Annotated in this window: 14 protein-coding genes; 9 read left to right on the forward strand and 5 right to left on the reverse strand. The window is 71.1% G+C overall.

The features are described 5' to 3' along the window. The first annotated feature begins 39 nt into the window (after positions 1 to 39). From IE332_RS16905 to IE332_RS16915, 3 genes are all read left to right on the forward strand, one after another. Entirely contained in the window at positions 40 to 999 is a 960-nt protein-coding gene (locus tag IE332_RS16905; protein ID WP_189916879.1) for a pirin family protein, read from the forward strand. A gap of 210 nt (positions 1,000 to 1,209) precedes the next feature. Continuing rightward, positions 1,210 to 3,840 carry an RICIN domain-containing protein gene (locus tag IE332_RS16910; RefSeq protein ID WP_189916881.1) on the forward strand — a complete coding sequence of 877 codons (2,631 nt, stop codon included), beginning with the start codon at positions 1,210 to 1,212 and terminating at the stop codon, positions 3,838 to 3,840. Between the two features lie 188 nt (positions 3,841 to 4,028). Beyond that, a complete protein-coding gene (locus tag IE332_RS16915; RefSeq protein ID WP_373313747.1) occupies positions 4,029 to 6,482 on the forward strand; it encodes a non-reducing end alpha-L-arabinofuranosidase family hydrolase in 2,454 nt (817 codons plus the stop codon). A 103-nt stretch (positions 6,483 to 6,585) separates the two neighbouring features. Here the strand turns inward: IE332_RS16915 and IE332_RS16920 are convergent, their stop codons facing one another. After that, the gene (locus IE332_RS16920) at positions 6,586 to 7,704 is read right to left on the reverse strand and encodes a DUF5954 family protein (RefSeq protein WP_189916883.1); all 1,119 of its coding nucleotides are present in this window, start codon (positions 7,702 to 7,704) and stop codon (positions 6,586 to 6,588) included. Positions 7,705 to 7,936: 232 nt separating this feature from the next. Between IE332_RS16920 and IE332_RS16925 the strand changes: the two genes are divergently transcribed. Further along, a complete protein-coding gene (locus tag IE332_RS16925; RefSeq protein ID WP_189916891.1) occupies positions 7,937 to 9,988 on the forward strand; it encodes a transglycosylase domain-containing protein in 2,052 nt (683 codons plus the stop codon). A 116-nt stretch (positions 9,989 to 10,104) separates the two neighbouring features. Continuing rightward, a complete protein-coding gene (locus IE332_RS16930; RefSeq protein ID WP_229928659.1) occupies positions 10,105 to 11,103 on the forward strand; it encodes a hypothetical protein in 999 nt (332 codons plus the stop codon). Positions 11,104 to 11,244: 141 nt separating this feature from the next. Here the strand turns inward: IE332_RS16930 and IE332_RS16935 are convergent, their stop codons facing one another. After that, positions 11,245 to 12,006 (reverse strand): maleylpyruvate isomerase family mycothiol-dependent enzyme, encoded by a 762-nt coding sequence (locus IE332_RS16935; protein ID WP_229928660.1) that lies wholly within the window; start codon positions 12,004 to 12,006, stop codon positions 11,245 to 11,247. Positions 12,007 to 12,070: 64 nt separating this feature from the next. Here IE332_RS16935 and IE332_RS16940 point away from each other — a divergent pair, with 64 nt between their 5' ends. Beyond that, positions 12,071 to 12,991, forward strand: a complete 921-nt coding sequence (locus IE332_RS16940; RefSeq protein ID WP_229928661.1) for a MerR family transcriptional regulator — start codon at positions 12,071 to 12,073, stop codon at positions 12,989 to 12,991. A gap of 50 nt (positions 12,992 to 13,041) precedes the next feature. Here the strand turns inward: IE332_RS16940 and IE332_RS16945 are convergent, their stop codons facing one another. Together IE332_RS16945 and IE332_RS16950 are read right to left on the reverse strand one after the other, a co-directional pair. Beyond that, complete coding sequence (locus IE332_RS16945; protein WP_189916893.1) at positions 13,042 to 13,242, reverse strand: DUF397 domain-containing protein; 201 nt, start codon at positions 13,240 to 13,242, stop codon at positions 13,042 to 13,044. After that, on the reverse strand, positions 13,239 to 14,087 hold the full coding sequence (locus IE332_RS16950; RefSeq protein WP_189916895.1) for a helix-turn-helix domain-containing protein: 849 nt from the start codon (positions 14,085 to 14,087) through the stop codon (positions 13,239 to 13,241). The genes IE332_RS16945 and IE332_RS16950 overlap by 4 nt, the downstream gene beginning before the upstream one ends. A 275-nt stretch (positions 14,088 to 14,362) precedes the next feature. On the opposite strand from IE332_RS16950, the gene IE332_RS16955 reads away from it, so the two are divergent. Both IE332_RS16955 and IE332_RS16960 read left to right on the forward strand, forming a co-directional pair. Further along, positions 14,363 to 14,740, forward strand: coding sequence for an ATP-binding protein (locus tag IE332_RS16955; RefSeq protein ID WP_268256578.1), 378 nt, complete (start codon positions 14,363 to 14,365; stop codon positions 14,738 to 14,740). Next, complete coding sequence (locus IE332_RS16960; protein WP_189916899.1) at positions 14,737 to 15,000, forward strand: hypothetical protein; 264 nt, start codon at positions 14,737 to 14,739, stop codon at positions 14,998 to 15,000. Before IE332_RS16955 ends, IE332_RS16960 begins: the two co-directional genes overlap by 4 nt. Positions 15,001 to 15,218: 218 nt before the next feature. Here IE332_RS16960 and IE332_RS16965 read toward each other — a convergent pair whose 3' ends face one another. Next, positions 15,219 to 15,419: a DUF397 domain-containing protein gene (locus tag IE332_RS16965; RefSeq protein ID WP_189916901.1), complete on the reverse strand. Its 201-nt coding sequence runs from the start codon at positions 15,417 to 15,419 to the stop codon at positions 15,219 to 15,221. A gap of 336 nt (positions 15,420 to 15,755) precedes the next feature. Between IE332_RS16965 and IE332_RS16970 the strand changes: the two genes are divergently transcribed. Next, positions 15,756 to 16,265 carry an allene oxide cyclase barrel-like domain-containing protein gene (locus IE332_RS16970; protein WP_189916903.1) on the forward strand — a complete coding sequence of 170 codons (510 nt, stop codon included), beginning with the start codon at positions 15,756 to 15,758 and terminating at the stop codon, positions 16,263 to 16,265. Positions 16,266 to 16,706 lie beyond the last annotated feature (441 nt).

Genomic DNA, 16,706 nt, shown 5'->3' on the forward strand with positions numbered 1-16,706 from the left:
CTCCGCGCCCGGCCCCCCTCGTACGGTGGTGGAACCGCGATGAGCAACCTCGACCTCAAGCCCACCCCGACCGTCTGCGGCCGCGAGGCCGGCGGCGGCCCGGTGAAGGACCTGCTGACGCCGCGTCACGTCCAGCTCGGCGAGAGCACGGTGGTCCGCCGCCTGCTCCCCAACCTCGGCCGCCGGATGGTCGGCGCCTGGTGCTTCGTCGACCACTACGGTCCGGACGACATCGCCGACCAGCCCGGCATGCAGGTCCCGCCGCACCCGCACATGGGCCTGCAGACGGTCAGCTGGCTGCACGAGGGCGAAGTGCTGCACCGCGACAGCCTCGGCAGCCTGCAGACCGTCCGGCCGTACGAGCTGGGCCTGATGACCTCCGGCCGGGCGATCTCCCACTCCGAGGAGTCCCCCCGCCCGCACGCCCGCCACCTGCACGGCGCCCAGCTCTGGGTGGCCCTCCCGGACGCGCACCGGAACACCGCCCCCGCCTTCGAGCACCACCCCGACCTGCCCGTGGTCACCGCCCCCGGTCTGCGCGCCACCGTCATCCTCGGCGCCCTGGACACCGCCACCTCACCCGGCACCACCCACACCCCCCTCGTCGGCGCCGACCTCGCCCTCACCGAGGGCGCGGACCTGCGGCTCCCCCTCGTCCCCGACTTCGAGTACGCCGTCCTCGCCATGTCCGGCCGCGTCGACGTCGACGGCGTCCCCGTCGAACCCGGCTCCATGCTCTACCTCGGCTGCGGCCGCCCCCACCTCCCCCTGCACGCCCGCACCGACGCCGCCGTCCTCCTCCTCGGCGGGGAACTCTTCGACGAGAAGATCGTCATGTGGTGGAACTTCATCGGCCGCTCGACGGAGGACATCGCCCGGGCCCGCGCGGACTGGACGGCCGGCACCCGCTTCGGCGAGGTCCACGGCTACGCCGGCGACCGCCTGCCCGCCCCCGAACTCCCCGCACTCCCGCTGAAGCCCCGCGGGCGCGAGCGCTGACCGGGCGCCGGCCGGACGGGCCTCCCGCACCGGGTGAGGCCTCGGCGGGGCGGAGGTCACTCCGGGGGCTGGTCGGCGTGACCTGAAGGAAAGTTCTCGGCGCGCGGCAACCTTCGCGGCTCCTGCGACCACAAGGGGGTGGATCCGGCCGGTACCGGTGGGCGGATCCGCTCTTCTCTCGTGATCGGCTCGCAAGGAGATCGTCTACCCATGAGCAACCCCACGAACGGCGGACGCCGCGGGCGTCACCGCCGTCGCTGGAGCGCCACCGCCGTGCTGGCCGCCGTGCCGCTGGCCGCCGTGTCGTACCTGTTCACGCACGAGGACTCGCAGGCCGCGACGGTCGACGCCGGTGCCTACTACCGGCTGGTCTCCGTCCGCAGCGGCCAGGTGCTGGACGTCAACGCCTTCTCCACCGCCGAGGGCACCCGGATCCAGCAGTGGACCGACCAGAACACCCCCAACCAGCAGTGGAAGCTGCGGTCCACCGGCGACGGCTACTACGAGCTGGTGAACCGCAACAGCGGCAAGGTTCTGGGCATAGCGGGCGACTCGACCTCCCAGGGGGCCGCCGCCGAGCAGCAGACGGACCGCTCCGCCGCCTCCCAGCAGTGGAAGGTCGACGGTGTCGGCGGCTCCGACGCCGTCACCTTCACCTCCCGCAAGAGCGGTCGGGTCCTGGACGTCACGGGCAACTCCACGGACCGGGGCGCGCAGATCATCCAGTGGTCCGGGTGGGGCGGTGCCAACCAGCAGTGGAAGCTGGTGAAGGTGGCTGAGGGCAGCGGCGGCGCGCAGACCGGGTCCGGATCGTACGTGTGGCAGAACGCCCCGGTGGCGGGCGGCGGTTACGTCACCGGGCTGGTCTTCAACCAGAAGGAGAAGGGCCTGCTGTACGCGCGCACCGACATGGGCGGCGCGTACCGCTGGGACACCGGGGCCGAGCAGTGGACACCGCTCACCGACTGGGTCGGCGAGAAGGACTGGAACCTGCTGGGCATCGAGTCGTTGGCCACCGACCCGGTCGACCCCGACCGGCTCTACCTCGCGGCCGGCACCTACACCAACGACTGGGCCGGCAACGGCGCGATCCTGCGCTCCTCCGACCGGGGCCGCACGTTCCAGCGCACCGACCTGCCGTTCAAGCTGGGCGGCAACGAGGACGGCCGCGGGGCGGGCGAGCGGCTGGTGATCGACCCCGCGAACCACGACACCCTGCTGCTGGGCACCCGCAAGAACGGCCTGTGGCGCAGCACCGACCACGGCCAGACCTGGAACCAGGTCTCCTCGTTCCCGGTCAAGGACGGCGCGAGCTTCGGCACCGGCGTCTCCTTCGTGACGTACGGCCCGGCCGGCAGCAACACGGTCTACGTCGGCGTCGCCGACAAGTCCACCAGCCTGTACCGCTCCACCGACGGCGGCAGCACCTGGCAGGCCGTCGCCGGACAGCCCACCGGTTACGTGCCGCAGCACGGCGTGCTCTCCGGTGACGGCTCGCTGTACGTGACGTACTCCAACAACCCCGGCCCCAACAACGTGACGGCGGGCGCGGTGTGGAAGTACGCGCCGAACGGCGGGGCGTGGAAGAACATCTCGCCGTCGCAGGGCGGCTACGGGTTCGCCGGTCTGGCCGTCGACCCGCAGAAGCCGTCCACGGTGATGGTCACCACGCTGGACCGCTGGTGGCCGCAGGACGAGGTCTACCGCTCCACCGACGGCGGTGCGTCCTGGAAGACCCAGTCCGACAGGTCCGTGCGGGACGCCTCCATCGCCCCGTACCTCGGCACCGGGATCGGGCACTGGATGACCGCGCTGAGCATCGACCCGTTCGACTCCGGGCACGTGATGTACGGCACCGGCAACGGCATCTGGGCCAGCAAGGACGCCAACGCGACCGACAACGGCGGCACCAGCCACTGGTTCATCGGAGCCCGTGGGCTGGAGGAGACGGCGTACTACGACGCGGTCTCCCCGCCCGGCGCCGCCGCCCTCATCACCTCGCTGGGCGACCAGGGCGGCTTCGTGTACGACGACCTGAAGAAGGAGCCGTCCGGGCGGCTGGTCAACCCGGAGATCTACAACAGCACCTCCGTCGACTTCGCCCAGTCCAACCCCTCGCTGGTGGTCCGGGTCGGCCGGGGCGGCAAGCAGGACGGCGCCCTCTCCACCGACGGCGGCCACACCTGGAACGGCTTCAAGGGCGAGCCGGTGCCCGACGCGGACAGCGGCCACATCGCGATCGCGGCGGACGGCTCCAGCTTCGTCTGGGCAGAGGCCGGCCAGGCCCCGTACCGCTCCACCGACCGGGGCGCGAGCTGGTCGAGGGTCAACGGCCTCGGCAACGATGCCGTGGTCGTCGCCGACCGGTCTTCGGCCAACACCTTCTACTCGCTGAGCAACGGCAGGCTCTACGCCAGCACCGACGGCGGCGCGAACTTCACCGCCCGCTCCGGCAACCTGCCGGGCGGTAAGCTCAGCGCCGTCCCCGGCATCGCGGGCGACCTGTGGCTCGCCGGCGACGGCACGGGTCTGCTGCACTCCACCGACGGCGGCCGCAGCTTCAGCAAGCTGTCCTCGGTGGAGTCCGCCTCCGCCGTCGGCTTCGGCAAGGCCGCACCCGGCACCTCGTACCAGGCGCTGTACCTGATCGGCACCGTCAAGGGCGTCGCCGGCGTCTTCCGCTCCACCGACCAGGGCGCGAGCTGGGTCCGGATCAACGATGACGCGCACCAGTGGGGCAACTTCGCCGGCTCGCGCATCATCACCGGTGACCCCGACACCTACGGCCGCGTCTACATCGGCACCAACGGACGCGGTCTCCAGTACGGCGACCCTTCCTGATTCCGATACCCGGGCGGGGCCGCAGGCACGACTGCCTGCGGCCCCGCCGCGGTGTGACGGGACCGCGCACCGTCCTCACCGGCTCCCCGCAGATTTTTTTCGGATCACGGCAACCTTTCCGTGCGCGGCGGCAACCAGCAGTCAGCCGGGGCCGAGATCGAGGCCCACCTGCTTCGGAGGGACAACCGTTGTCAGATCAGAACCGTGCTCATCGCCGTCGTCCGCCCACCCGCCGGGTGATCGCCGTCGCCGTGGCCATCGCCGCCGTGGGCGCCGCCGTGCCGCTGGTCGCCCAGGCCGCGTTCACGTCGAACTCCAGCGCGCCGACCACGCTGGGTGCGGCGGCGGCCGGCAGCGGCCGCTACTTCGGCACGGCGGTGGCCACGGGCAGGCTCGGGGACCCGGCCTACTCGGGCATCCTCGACCGGGAGTTCAACATGATCACCCCGGAGAACGAGATGAAGTGGGACAGCACCGAGCCGTCCCGCGGGTCGTTCAACTTCGGCCCGGCCGATTCGATCGTCAGCCATGCCTCCGCGCACGGCCAGAAGATGCGCGGCCACACCCTGGTCTGGCACTCCCAGCTGCCCGACTGGGTCCGTTCCGTCAAGGACGCCACCACCCTGCGCGGTGTGATGAACAACCACATCACCCAGGAGATGGCCCACTACAAGGGCAAGATCTACGCCTGGGACGTGGTCAACGAGGCGTTCGCCGACGGCGGCAGCGGCCAGCACCGCAGCTCGGTGTTCCAGGACGTGCTGGGCAACGGCTTCATCGAGGAGGCCTTCCGCACTGCCAGGGGCGTCGACTCCTCGGCCAAGCTCTGCTACAACGACTACAACATCGAGAACTGGACGGACGCCAAGACCCAGGGCGTCTACTCCATGGTCAAGGACTTCAAGGCCCGCGGCGTGCCCATCGACTGCGTCGGCTTCCAGAGCCACTTCGGCGCCGGCGGCCCCCCGGCCAGCTTCCAGACCACGCTGTCCAGCTTCGCCGCGCTCGGCGTCGACGTCCAGCTCACCGAGCTCGACATCGCCCAGGCGGCCCCCACCGCCTACACCAGCGCCGTCCAGGCCTGCCTCAACGTCGCCCGCTGCACCGGCATCACCCTGTGGGGCATCCGCGACAGCGACTCCTGGCGCGGTGGCGAGAACCCGCTGCTGTTCGACGGCAACGGCAACAAGAAGCCCGCCTACAACGCCGTCCTCTCCACCGTCGGCGGCGCCGGCGGCAGCGCGCCGGACGGCGCCGTCAACTCCGGCACCGTCTACACGCTCTCCGCGATGGGCGCCGCCGGACGCGTCCTCGACGAGCCCGCCGGACAGAACGGCAACGGCACCCCGCTCCAGGTCTGGGACACCAGCGGCGCCACCAACCAGCAGTGGCGGGCCACCAAGAACGGCGACGGCTCCTTCACCTTCACCAACATCGCCAGCGGGCGGGTCCTGGACGATCCGGCCGGCCAGGCCGCCAACGGCACGAAGGTGCTGGTCTGGGACAACAACGGCGGCGCCAACCAGCACTGGAAGGCCGCCCGCAACGGCGACGGCTCCTTCACCCTCACCAACGTCGCCACCGGCAAGGCCCTGGAGACGCCCGGCAACCAGAGCGCCAACGGCATCCCCGTCCAGATCTGGGACTCCTGGGGCGCCGCCAACCAGCACTGGACCCTCCGGTCGACGGGCGCGTCCACCCCGGCGCCGACCCCGACCGCGCCCGCCCCGGGCGGCACGTGCGCCCTTCCCTCGACGTACCGGTGGTCCTCGACCGGCTCACTGGCGAAGCCGGCGAACGGCTGGGCGTCGGTGAAGGACTTCACGGACGTGGTGTACAACGGCAAGCACCTGGTCTACGCGTCGAACGTGTCGGGGTCGTCGTACGGTTCGATGATGTTCAGCCCGTTCACGAACTGGTCGGACATGGCGTCGGCCGGGCAGACCGGTATGGGGCAGGCGGCGACGGCGCCGACGCTGTTCTACTTCGCGCCCAAGAACATCTGGGTGCTGGCGTACCAGTGGGGCCAGTGGCCGTTCATCTACCGCACCTCGACCGACCCGACCAACCCCAACGGCTGGTCCGCGCCGCAGCCGCTGTTCACCGGCTCCATCCCCAAGTCCAGCACCGGGCCGATCGACCAGACCCTGATCGCCGACGACCAGAACATGTACCTGTTCTTCGCCGGTGACAACGGCAGCATCTACCGGGCGAGCATGCCGATCGGGAACTTCCCCAGCAGCTTCGGATCCTCCTACACGACCGTCATGACCGACACGACCGCCAACCTCTTCGAGGCCCCGCAGGTCTACAAGGTCAAGGGCCAGAACCAGTACCTCATGATCGTCGAGGCGCAGGGCTCCGGCGGACGCTACTTCCGTTCCTTCACCGCCACCAGCCTCAACGGCTCCTGGACCCCGCAGGCCGCGAGCGAGGCCAGCCCCTTCGCGGGCAAGGCCAACAGCGGAGCCGGCTGGACCAACGACATCAGCCACGGCGACCTGGTCCGCAACAACCCCGACCAGACCATGACCATCGACCCCTGCAACCTGCAGTTCCTCTACCAGGGCAAGTCGCCGACCGCGACCGGTCCCTACGACCAGCTGCCGTGGACGCCGGGCGTCCTCACCCTGCAGCACTGACCTGCCCGAACCACCACCCCGAATCCCCGCCCCGGACCCCGGTCGGCCGTACGCCGGCCGGGGTCCGGGGTGTCAGCCCATCACGGCCGCGCTCCTGTAGGCGTCACGCCTCGTCGTCCGCGGGGCGCGGGAGCGGCTTGCCGCGGCGGGCCATCTCGGCCTCGAAGAGGCGCTGGAACTCCTGTGCGGACTCGTTGAGTTCGATCGGGGCGTCCTCGTCCGGGTCGATGCCCCGGGCGCGCAGCTTCTGGTCCAGCACCATGATCGGGTCCTCGGGGTCCTGGTCGGAGGGGCGCGGTCCTTCGGGCCCGTCCGGGCCGAACCGGACGGCCCGTTCCACCCGGATGATCCGCAGGAAGCGTTCCTCGACGGTGAGTTCGCAGCCCTTCTCGGCGTCGAGCCGGTCCGCCGCCTCGGCGTAGCGGGCCCGTTGCCGAGGGGTCAGCCGGCGCTCGACCGGGTCGGTCACGCGCAGCCGCATCGACAGGATGTCCTTGGCGCGGAAGGGCGTGGGCGCGTCCATGATGCCGGTGGGGCGCCACTGGCCGCCGACCCGCTCCGCGACGGTGAAGGCGGCGGGCAGCAGCACGACGCCCGGGTGGGTCACGTCCGAGCGCAGCGCGTCCGCGCGGACGTCGGGCGGGAAACTGCCTTCGAGAGGCACCAGTTGGAGGAGGTCGGCCTTGAGGATGCCCGTGGACACCCCGGTCGGCAGGGCGGGGTCCATCACGAAGCCGGCGGCCGGGTCCAGGGCGTCGCCGAGATCCCGCTCCTCGTGGTCGTCGGGGTCGCTGGAGCGCGGCGGTTCCGGGCCGTCGGAACCGCTGTTGATGTACCGCTCAGCCCGTACCACGCGGTAGCGGACGTCGACTTCGACCTCGTCGATCTTCTCCCACTCCAACCGCTCGGCCACGGCCAGGTACGCCTGCTGCGCCTCGGTGTCGCCGGCCGTCTCCGCCTCGGCGGCCCGCCGGCGGCAGATCGCGCCCATGTCCTCGCGGGCGGACTGCGGTTCGCATTCGACCATGGAGGTGCACAGCTCCCAGCCGCCTTCGGGCCGCTCGCGGGCGACACCGAAGACCGGGCCGCCGGCCGACAGGATCCGCGGGTACCTCTCGCGCGCCGCCTGCGCCTCGATCTCCGTGATCTCCGCCACCGGGCCGTCGGGGGCGGCCATCCTGATGGAGAGGTACCCAGGAACGTCGTCAGGGAAGTTCACCATGCCCTCATGATGCAACCGGCCGACGGCCACGCACAGGCGAACCACCGGTTCCGTCTCCTCCCGGCGAGTCTGATCGAAAGTGGACATGATCATGGCCGGAGTGAGCCGATTCAGGGCCGGATTCTGCACCCTTCCGATCATGCCGATGCCTTCCCGGGCTGTCGCAGAGCTGTGACAGAGCGGTGCCGGTTCTCTGACGAGTTCCTCATGACGTGCACGTAGGGTCCCTCCCATGGCAGAGAAGCGGGCGGGGACGGGTATGCGGAAGTTCGGGCACGGGCTGCGGCTGATCGGGATCAGCGTGGTGGCCGGTGTGGTGGCGGCGGGGATCGCGCTGCCGGCGGTGGCGGCGGCCGGGCTGGGTGCCCAGTCGGCGGCGGACGACTTCCAGAGCCTGCCCGACGACTTCAAGACGCCGGCGCTCTCGCAGGCCTCCACGATCCTGGACGCGCAGGGCGGCACGATCGCCACCGTGTACGACCGCGACCGCACCGTCGTCCCCGCCGACCAGATATCCCCGCTGGTGAAGACCGCGCTGGTGGACATCGAGGACAACCGCTTCTACGAGCACGGCGCGATCGACCTCAAGGGCGTGCTGCGCGCCGTGGACAAGAACGCCTCCTCGGGCACCACCCAGGGCGCGTCCACGCTGACCCAGCAGTACGTGAAGAACGTCTTCGTCGACGAGGCCGGGGAGGACCCGCAGAAGGTCGCGGAGGCGCAGCGGCAGACCGTCGGCCGCAAGATCCAGGAACTGAAGTACGCGATCAAGGTCGAGGAGACCCTCGGCAAGGACCAGATCCTCACCAACTACCTGAACATCACCTTCTTCGGGGAGAAGGCGTACGGCATCGAGTCCGCCGCGCGGCGCTACTTCGGCGTCCACGCCAAGGACCTCACCCTGCCGCAGGCCGCGATGCTGGCCGGCCTGGTGCAGTCGCCCAGCGGCTACGACCCGGTGGTCAACCCGACCGCGGCCAAGGAGCGGCGGGACACCGTGCTGCGCAAGATGGCCGAGTACGGGCACATCACCAAGGAGCAGGCCCAGCAGGCCATCGCGACCCCGCTGGGCCTGAACGTCCAGGCGCCGCAGCAGGGTTGCATCCTGGCCAAGCAGGGCGAGGGGTTCTTCTGCGACTACGTGCGCAAGGTGGTGCTCACCGACCCGGCGTTCGGGAAGTCGGCGGCCGAGCGGCAGGCGGTCTGGAAGCGCGGCGGGCTGCAGATCCACACCACGCTCGACCCCAAGGCGCAGGCCGCGCTGTACAGTTCGGTCACCGACCACGTGAACGCCGGCGACCAGGCGGCGACCGCGATGAGCATCGTCGAGCCCGGCACCGGCAAGATCCTCGCGATGGGCCAGAGCCGCCCGTACGGCGTCGACGACAAGCAGCACCAGACCCAGATCAACTACAACGTCACCAAGGCCATGGGCGGCGGGCTCGGCTTCCCGACCGGCTCGACGTTCAAGCCGATCGTCGCCGCGGCGGCCCTGGAGAACGGCCTCACGCCGAGCCAGAGTTACACCACCGACTACAGCATCCCGTGGCCGGCGATGAAGGACTGCTCGGGCGCCAAGTTCCCCTCGTCCGGGCAGGTGCACAACGACAGCCCCACCCTCACCGGCCAGTTCACCATGAAGACGGCCATGGCGCAGTCGGTCAACACCTACTTCGCGAAGCTGGAGGCCGACACCGGCCTCTGCGGCGTCGCCCAGATGGCCAACAAGCTCGGCATCACCGAGCAGGCGGGCGGCGAGAAGCTCCAGGTCGTGCCGTCGATGACGCTCGGCAGCAACGACCTGACCCCGCTGGCGATGGCGAGCGTCTACGCGGCCTTCGCCGCCCACGGCACCTACTGCGCGCCGACCGCCGTCACCTCGATCACCGGCCCCGACGGCAAGCAGCTGGCCCTGCCGCAGGCCGGCTGCTCCTCCGTGATGTCCGCGAACACCGCCGACACCGTCACCGCGATGCTCAAGGGCGTGGTCGAGGACGGCACCGGCAAGGCGGCCGGCCTCGACGGCCGCGACAGCGCGGGCAAGACCGGCACCACCAACGAGAGCCGCCAGGTCTGGTTCGTCGGCTACACCCCGGAGATGGCCGGCGCCACCGTCGTCAGCGACACCGACAACCCCAAGCCGCTGGACGGCCAGCGCATCGGCGGCAAGGTGGTGGGCCAGGCCTTCGGCGGCACCCTGGCCGGCCCGATCTGGCGCGACGCCATGGACGGCGCCCTCTCCGGCGTCCCGGCCGGCACCTTCCCGGCGGTCCCGCTGCCGTAGCGCGGTGGCGGGCCGGTGGGGAGTGGACGAAGTGTGGGTGTGCGGCAGTAGGGTGCGGCGTTCGGGAGTTGACCGGGTGTCCGGTCGACGGGGGGCGACCGCGTGAGGATCTTGGCGTGACCTACGGAGAGCAGAACCCGTACCAGCAGCGGGGGTACGGGCAGGGGTACGGGTACGGCCATGGGTACGGGCGCCGGGTCCCGCTGTGGCAGCGCTTCCGGGGCGAGGAGTGGCCCACGCTGCGGGAGTTGCTGGCACCGGCGCGCGGCGCGATCCGCGGCTGCGTGCTGCTGCCGCTGCTCTTCTGCCTCTGGCCGTTCCTGCTCTTCCTCGGGCTCTACCCGATGGCGCGCTCGGCGCGACGGCTGGCCCGCCGGGTGTTCGTCGTGCCCGGGCCGCGCGGAATCACCGACCACGTGGTGCTGCGGGTGCAGCGGATCCGGGGCTGGCTGGCGCTCGCGGCGGGCTTCGCGGTCCTCGCGGTCTACGGGACGCCGGACGACTGGAGCGAGGCCAACGACCAGTTCCAGCTCCGGCTGACGATCACGCCCTGGCTGGTCCTGGTGACGGCCCCGGCCGTGGTCGGGGTGCTGTTCCGGCTCGCCGGCCCCGCGGCGCGGCCGGCCATGCGGGCACAGGTCCGCCCGGCGGTGCTGATGGCGCTGCAGTACGTCGGCGCCTGCACGGCGGTGCCGGTGCTGCTCTGGCTCGCCGCCCAGGCGCGGGGAATGGTGCAGGTGCTGCTGGTCGGAAACCTGTTCGACATACTGGTCCTGGCCGCGCCGATCTGGGCGCTGATGTTCGTGGCCTTCGCCTCGCCGACGGTGGTCCGTACGGCCTTCACCCTGGACCGGGTGCACGCCGTCTTCCCGCCGGTGCTGACGGGCGTCCTGGTGTGGGAACTCGCCGTGATCGGCCTGCTGTTCGGTGGCCTGCCGCCCGGCCCGCTGCCCGTCGAGCTGGCCGCCGTCGTCGGCGGCCCGGCGACGGTCACGGCCGTCGCCTGGTGGGAGGTCCGGCGGCTCCGCACCCACTTCGGGGTGACGCTGCGCGGGGCGGCGGGTGCGGGTGGTTCGGGCGGTGCGGGCGGTGTGGGCGGTACGGGCGGCCGGTAGGACGAAGAGGAATGAACCGGGCGGAACGGGGCAGACGGCCACCGCACCCGAGGCCTCCGGGGGAGGAGGCCTCGGGGAGCCGGCCGGGCCGGGCTGTCGGCGGACGGTCCGGCCCGGCGGGGCGCGGGCGGGCTTGCTCTCTCAGAGTGCGGTGTGGGCCAGCCAGTGGTGCAGGAGGGCGTGGTCGCCGGTGACCGTCACCCGGTCGTCCGTCGCGGGAAGGCGGCGGGAGAGGACGAGGAGGAGATCGGGGGTGCTCCCGGACACCACCACGTCGGCTTCGACCGGACCTCGTTCCCAGCGCGGGGCCTCGGGCGCCCGGGTGATCACCCAGCCCTCCGCGGTGCGTGGCCGCAGGCCGATCCGCTGTCCGTGGCCGGGGAGTCGGGCGAGGTCCGGGCGGGCGGCCGCCAGGGCGGGTGTGGTGAGGAGATCCAGGGTCTCGCTGACGCTGTCGGCCGCGAGGTCGTCGGGGAGGTCGAAGGCGGTGCCGGTCGCCGCGGCCGCGTCGTAGTGGTGGACACAGGTGTCGCTCACCATCCGGCGCAGGCAGAACGCGGCCGGGCGTGGCCCGAGGAAGGTGTGGACGGGGGCGTCCGGGCCGGCGTTCCGGACCGCATGGATCAGGTCCTCCGCGCCTTCGTGCAGCCAGTCGGCCCAACCGGCCGAGGGCCCGGGGTCGGCCCGGGCCGGGTCGGGTGCGGGCAACGGCTGGCCCGTGCGGACGAGTTCGGCCGCCCACCGGTGTTCCTCGCCGAGGTGTCCGACGAGGGTGCGCAGCGACCAGCCGGGGCAGGTGGGCACCGGGGCCTCCGGGGCCTGCCCGGCGACCGCGCGGGCGAAGGCGGCGGTCTGTGCGCGCAGGCCCTCCACGAGCCGTACGGGGTCCAGCGTCGACGTCATGACGACAACTCCTCTCTCGGGGTGACGCCGGTACCGTAGGAGCTCCAGTCCGGTGGAGGTTCAAGTGCCCTTGCCCGATGAGACCTTGGGGATCGGTGAGCTGGCCCGGCTGACCGGCCTGCCGGTGCGGACCGTCCGGTTCTACTGCGACGAGGGCATCGTCGACTCGCTGCGCAGTACGGGCGGGCACCGCAGGTTCGACCGGGCCGCCGTGGAACGGCTCGCCCTGGTCCGGCGGCTGCGCGGGCTGGGCCTCGGGCTGCCCTCGATCAGGCGGGTGCTGGTCGGCGAGCACACGGTGTCGGAGGCGGTGGCCGCCGAACGGGCAGCGCTCGACGTCCAGTTGGCCGATCTGGCCTGGCGGCGGGCCTCGCTGCGCGCCGTCGAGGAGACCGGACCGGCCGAACGGGCCGTACGGCTGGACCTGCTGGCGGCCGCGCAGAACGGCCGCGCCGCCCACGACGCGCTGACCGACTTCTGGCGGCGAGCGCTCACCACGCCGGTGTCGGAGGCGATGCTCGCCGCGTTCGTGACCGCCGCCGTCCCCGAGCCGCCCGCCGACCCGTCCCCGGCGCAGGTGGTCGCCTACGCCGAACTGTTCGCCCTGGCCGGGGACCGGGAACTGGCCCGCCTCCTGCTCGCCATGGGACGGGCCAACGCCGAACTGGTCGCCGACGAGATCGGCCTGCTGGCCGGGATCGGCGAGGCCTGCGCGCTGGCCCGCCCCATGGTGGGGACGGGCGAGCCGCCCCGCGAGGGCCCCGAACTCGACCGGTTCGTCACGGCCCACGCCGAGGCACGCGGCGGCACCGACACCCCGCCCTTCCGACGCGGACTACTGGCCCACGTGGCCGCCGACCGCGACCCCCGGATGCGGCGCTACTGGCGCCTCGTCGCCGAGGCCGGCGGCGACCCGGCCACACCGGGCGCCGCCCACCTGTGGCTGACCGACGCCCTGGCTCAGGCGGTGGGGGAGAGGGCATGAGAAAGCGGTGCCTCGTCCGGATCGGACGAGCCACCGCTCAGAGGGACTGTTCAGAGGAGCCCGAGGTCGAACTCGCCGGTGGCGACTGCGGAGATGAAGGCGGTGTGGGCGGCGCGGTCGATGGCCAGGGCGGGACCATTGGGGTCCTTCGAGTCACGGATGTAGGAGACCGGACCACCAGGGATGGCAACCTCGACGCAGTTGTCGTCTCCTGCGCTGTAACTGGACTTCTTGAAGGTCGGTTGGGTCACTTGATCTTGTCTCTCTGTGCGGTGATGTAGGCGAGCGAGGAGTCGACGGACATGGCTTCTGCTGTGATCTCTTGAAACTTCGAGCGGTAGAGCTCTACGTCGGCTGGGTCCTCGACCCACAGACTGCTCAACAGTCCTTCGACCAGCACGACATCGAGGTCCTTCCGCTGCGGGAATCCCATGAGTGCGAACGCTCCCGTCATTCCGGGATGGACCGCCGCACCGATCGGCATGACCTGGATGTTGATGTTGGACAGGCTGCTGAGCGTCAGCAACCTGTCCAGTTGGGGGACCATGATCTCAGGGCGGTTGGCGTTCGAGCAGAGGGCCGCCTCATGGATGACGGCCCATACCTGCACGGGGTTCGGTCGCGTCAGGATGGACTGGCGTGCCATTCGAACCTGGACCAGGTCCTCGACGGAACCGCCGGACCGAATGCGCAGCCGATCGATGACGATGCGCGCGTATTCGGGCGTCTGGAAGAGTCCTGGGATCAAGGTCGGTTCGTACGTCTTGTACGTGGTGGCATCGGCTTCCAGGAGGATCAGGTCGGTTGCGGTGGAGTTGATGACATCGCGGTAGCTCAGCCACCAACCGCGCTTGCTACCGTCCTTCGTGATGGCGATCAGTCCCGCCCGGTAGTCCTCGTCGTCACATCCGTAGTAGTCGAGGAGCTTGTTGACGTCCTCGACTTTGGCTGCGGTGTGGGCGGTCTCGATTCGGGTGAGTTTGGCCTGGCTCATCCCCGTGGCATCCGCCACCACCTCGGCGGTGAGCCTCCGCTCCTCGCGTAGCTTCCGCAGCACGCCGCCGAGCCTCCGCCGGCGAACGGTCGAGACTGCCATCTTGTCCCCTCCTGAGTTACCAGTTGACCAGTCTGCCTGTGCGACGTGTGGCAGCGCCACCGACAACTGCCCTTCAAAGGCACCGAATTCAGGTTCGATTTGCAAATTTGCGAGCTTCTGAGAGTGAGTTGCCTTAGGGGTCGCACAGGCTGCATGCTGAGCGTAGCGGGTCGCGCGCTCTGAGTAGGGGCCGATCCGTGATCTCGCCGTTCCATGAGACGCGCCTGTCGATATGCGGCGATGGAAGATTCACTTCACCCCACGGAGGTCCCTTCGTGTTCCCCCTCGAAATCCCCCCTGACTGGTCGGCCTCGCGCGAGGAGTTGCGCGTGGCCATGGCGCGCGCCGGGTGGAGGCCCGACCTGGTCGCCGACGCGGAGCTCGCCCTGCTCGAACTCTTCGTCAATGCGTGGCGCCATGGGGGCAGTCCGGCGCCGATGGTCGTGATCGTGGTGCTCGACGGGGTCCTCCGGGTCTCCGTCAGCGACGCGAGCCCTGCTCTCCCGGTTCAGCGGGACGGCTCGGCGGGCCCCGACCCCTACGCCCTCTCCGGGCGGGGTCTCTGCCTCGTCCGCTCGCTCACCAACCGCTTCGGCGCGGACCCCCGGGAGCGCGGAAAGTCGGTCTGGTTCGAGCTGGACTCCGCCGCGTGACCGCCGCCGACGGCCGGCCGATCGAGCCGGACGACTCGCTGATGCGCACCTACACCGAACCGGAGGTCGCCTACCTGATCGCCGAACTCCAGGAGCGAGGGCGCGAGTTCGGCCTGCTCTGGCCGTCCGCCACCACGGACAGCGTCGTGGACGGCCGCGTCCTCGTCCGCTTCGGCAACGCGCCGGCCAGCACCGTCCTCAACCTCCTCACTCTCCTTCGCGAGCACGCGAAGCCCGAGGACGGCCCGTGCGACTCCTGATCGGCCTGGCGGCCCTCCTCGCCATCGCCGTCGTCGCGCTCGGCGCCGTCGCCGCCCGGCGGATGCCCCACCACCCGGACCGCGTCCGCCAACCGGCGGCCTGACCCCCGCCCCCGCTCCGGCCGCCCGGCAGACCCACCGGGCGGCCGAGGCATGCACAGGAAGTCGGACCCGCCGACTTCTCGTGCACCATCGCCCGAGGGGTCATCCAACGTTCCTCAGAGGAGTCCGAAGTCGAACTCGCCGCTGGCGACGGCGTGGATGAACGCCTGATGCGCTGCCCGGTCGATGGCCAGCGTGGGACCGTTCGGGTCCTTTGAATCGCGGATGAACGAGACCGGGCCGTCCGGGACGGCGACCTCGACGCAGTTTTCGTTGCCGCCGCTGTACGTCGACTTCTTGAAGGTCGGTTGGGACACTCGGTCCTGCCTATCTCTCTGCGACGAGGAGGGCTTTCAAGGGGGACGCCCTCCCGTCGGGCGGCCACGGCATGCACAGGAAGTTGACCTCGCCGACTTCTGGTGCCACAGCCCATCCAACGGACGGCACGTGTGTGAAACGACGTCAGTGCCGCCGAAGATGACCGACGTAGCTCTCCGTGCCCATCGCCACCGGCCCGCGGGAACCGGCCCGCCCGGCGTGGGGCCGAACGGTCGAATCTGTTGGCGAGCTGTTCCTGGACGAACCGGTGGTCATGGGGCGGAGGCTATGAATGGGGCGCCTGATCCCTCAAGGACATCGACCTCAGGAGAGACATGATGCGCCCCATCGCAAGGGCCGGTCTCGGCACGGCCGCCGCGCTGATCACCCTTCTCGCCGCCGCCCCCGCCGCGACCGCCACGCCGACCACCGGATCCGCCGACCCCGTCGCCCGGGACCGGGCCATCACGCTCATCGGCAGGCTCGCGCAGCAGACGTTCTTCCCCGTCAACCCCGGTGGCGCCCCCGCCCAGGGAGACCGGACCGTCTTCCGCTCGGTGCTCTCCGATCTGGACGGCAACCAGGTCGGCGAGACCGGCGGCACGTGCACCACCACCCGCACCGACAACGGCGGCGCGGAGGAGTGCACCGTGACCTACACCCTCCCGGGCGGCCAGATCACCGCCCAGGGGATGGTCTTCGGCCACCTCAACCCGGGCCCGCCCCCCTCCTTCGACAACGCGATCACCGGCGGCACTGGGGACTTCGCCCGCGCCCGCGGCTCGATCCACGCCGACACGGTCGCTCCGGGCACGAGGCGCTTCATGATCGACCTCGACAGCTGACCGCCCACGGGGCCGGCCGCCGAGGACCTTCGGGGAAGCGGGGGCCATGCCCACGGACACGGCCCCGCCCGGGTTCGCCTGGGCGGGGCCGTGTGACCGGCGCCGACGGTCGGACGATCGAGCCGGACGACCTGCGGCGCGCGTGTGACATGGCGTCAATGTCACGGGCTGCGACCGGTGTAGCTCTCCGTGCCCATGGCGATCGGGACGTGCACGAAGGGGCTTGCGGCCCTTGCTCCAGAGCGGTTGACTGGAGGGAGACGATTCATCTGCCATCCCACCCGATGCCTTCCGGGATTCGCCGTCCGAGGTGAATGCGCGGACCCCCGCGGGCCCCGATGGTCACGTGCGGTGAGCGGAACTCCGAGGGGATGCGCTCCGGGTCACGATGCGGGGTCGGTGGTCTGAGGCCTGCGGTCTGCGGCTCGGCGCCCGCGATGC

Source organism: Kitasatospora xanthocidica (assembly GCF_014656195.1).
Lineage (GTDB): Bacteria > Actinomycetota > Actinomycetes > Streptomycetales > Streptomycetaceae > Kitasatospora > Kitasatospora xanthocidica.

Coding starts and splice junctions, on each gene's coding strand:
- IE332_RS16905 (WP_189916879.1), top strand. CDS start 40: ATGAGCAACCTCGACCTCAAGCCCACCCCGACCGTCTGCGGCCGCGAG.
- IE332_RS16910 (WP_189916881.1), top strand. CDS start 1,210: ATGAGCAACCCCACGAACGGCGGACGCCGCGGGCGTCACCGCCGTCGC.
- IE332_RS16920 (WP_189916883.1), bottom strand. CDS start 7,704: ATGGTGAACTTCCCTGACGACGTTCCTGGGTACCTCTCCATCAGGATG.
- IE332_RS16925 (WP_189916891.1), top strand. CDS start 7,937: ATGGCAGAGAAGCGGGCGGGGACGGGTATGCGGAAGTTCGGGCACGGG.
- IE332_RS16935 (WP_229928660.1), bottom strand. CDS start 12,006: ATGACGTCGACGCTGGACCCCGTACGGCTCGTGGAGGGCCTGCGCGCA.
- IE332_RS16950 (WP_189916895.1), bottom strand. CDS start 14,087: ATGGCAGTCTCGACCGTTCGCCGGCGGAGGCTCGGCGGCGTGCTGCGG.
- IE332_RS16970 (WP_189916903.1), top strand. CDS start 15,756: ATGATGCGCCCCATCGCAAGGGCCGGTCTCGGCACGGCCGCCGCGCTG.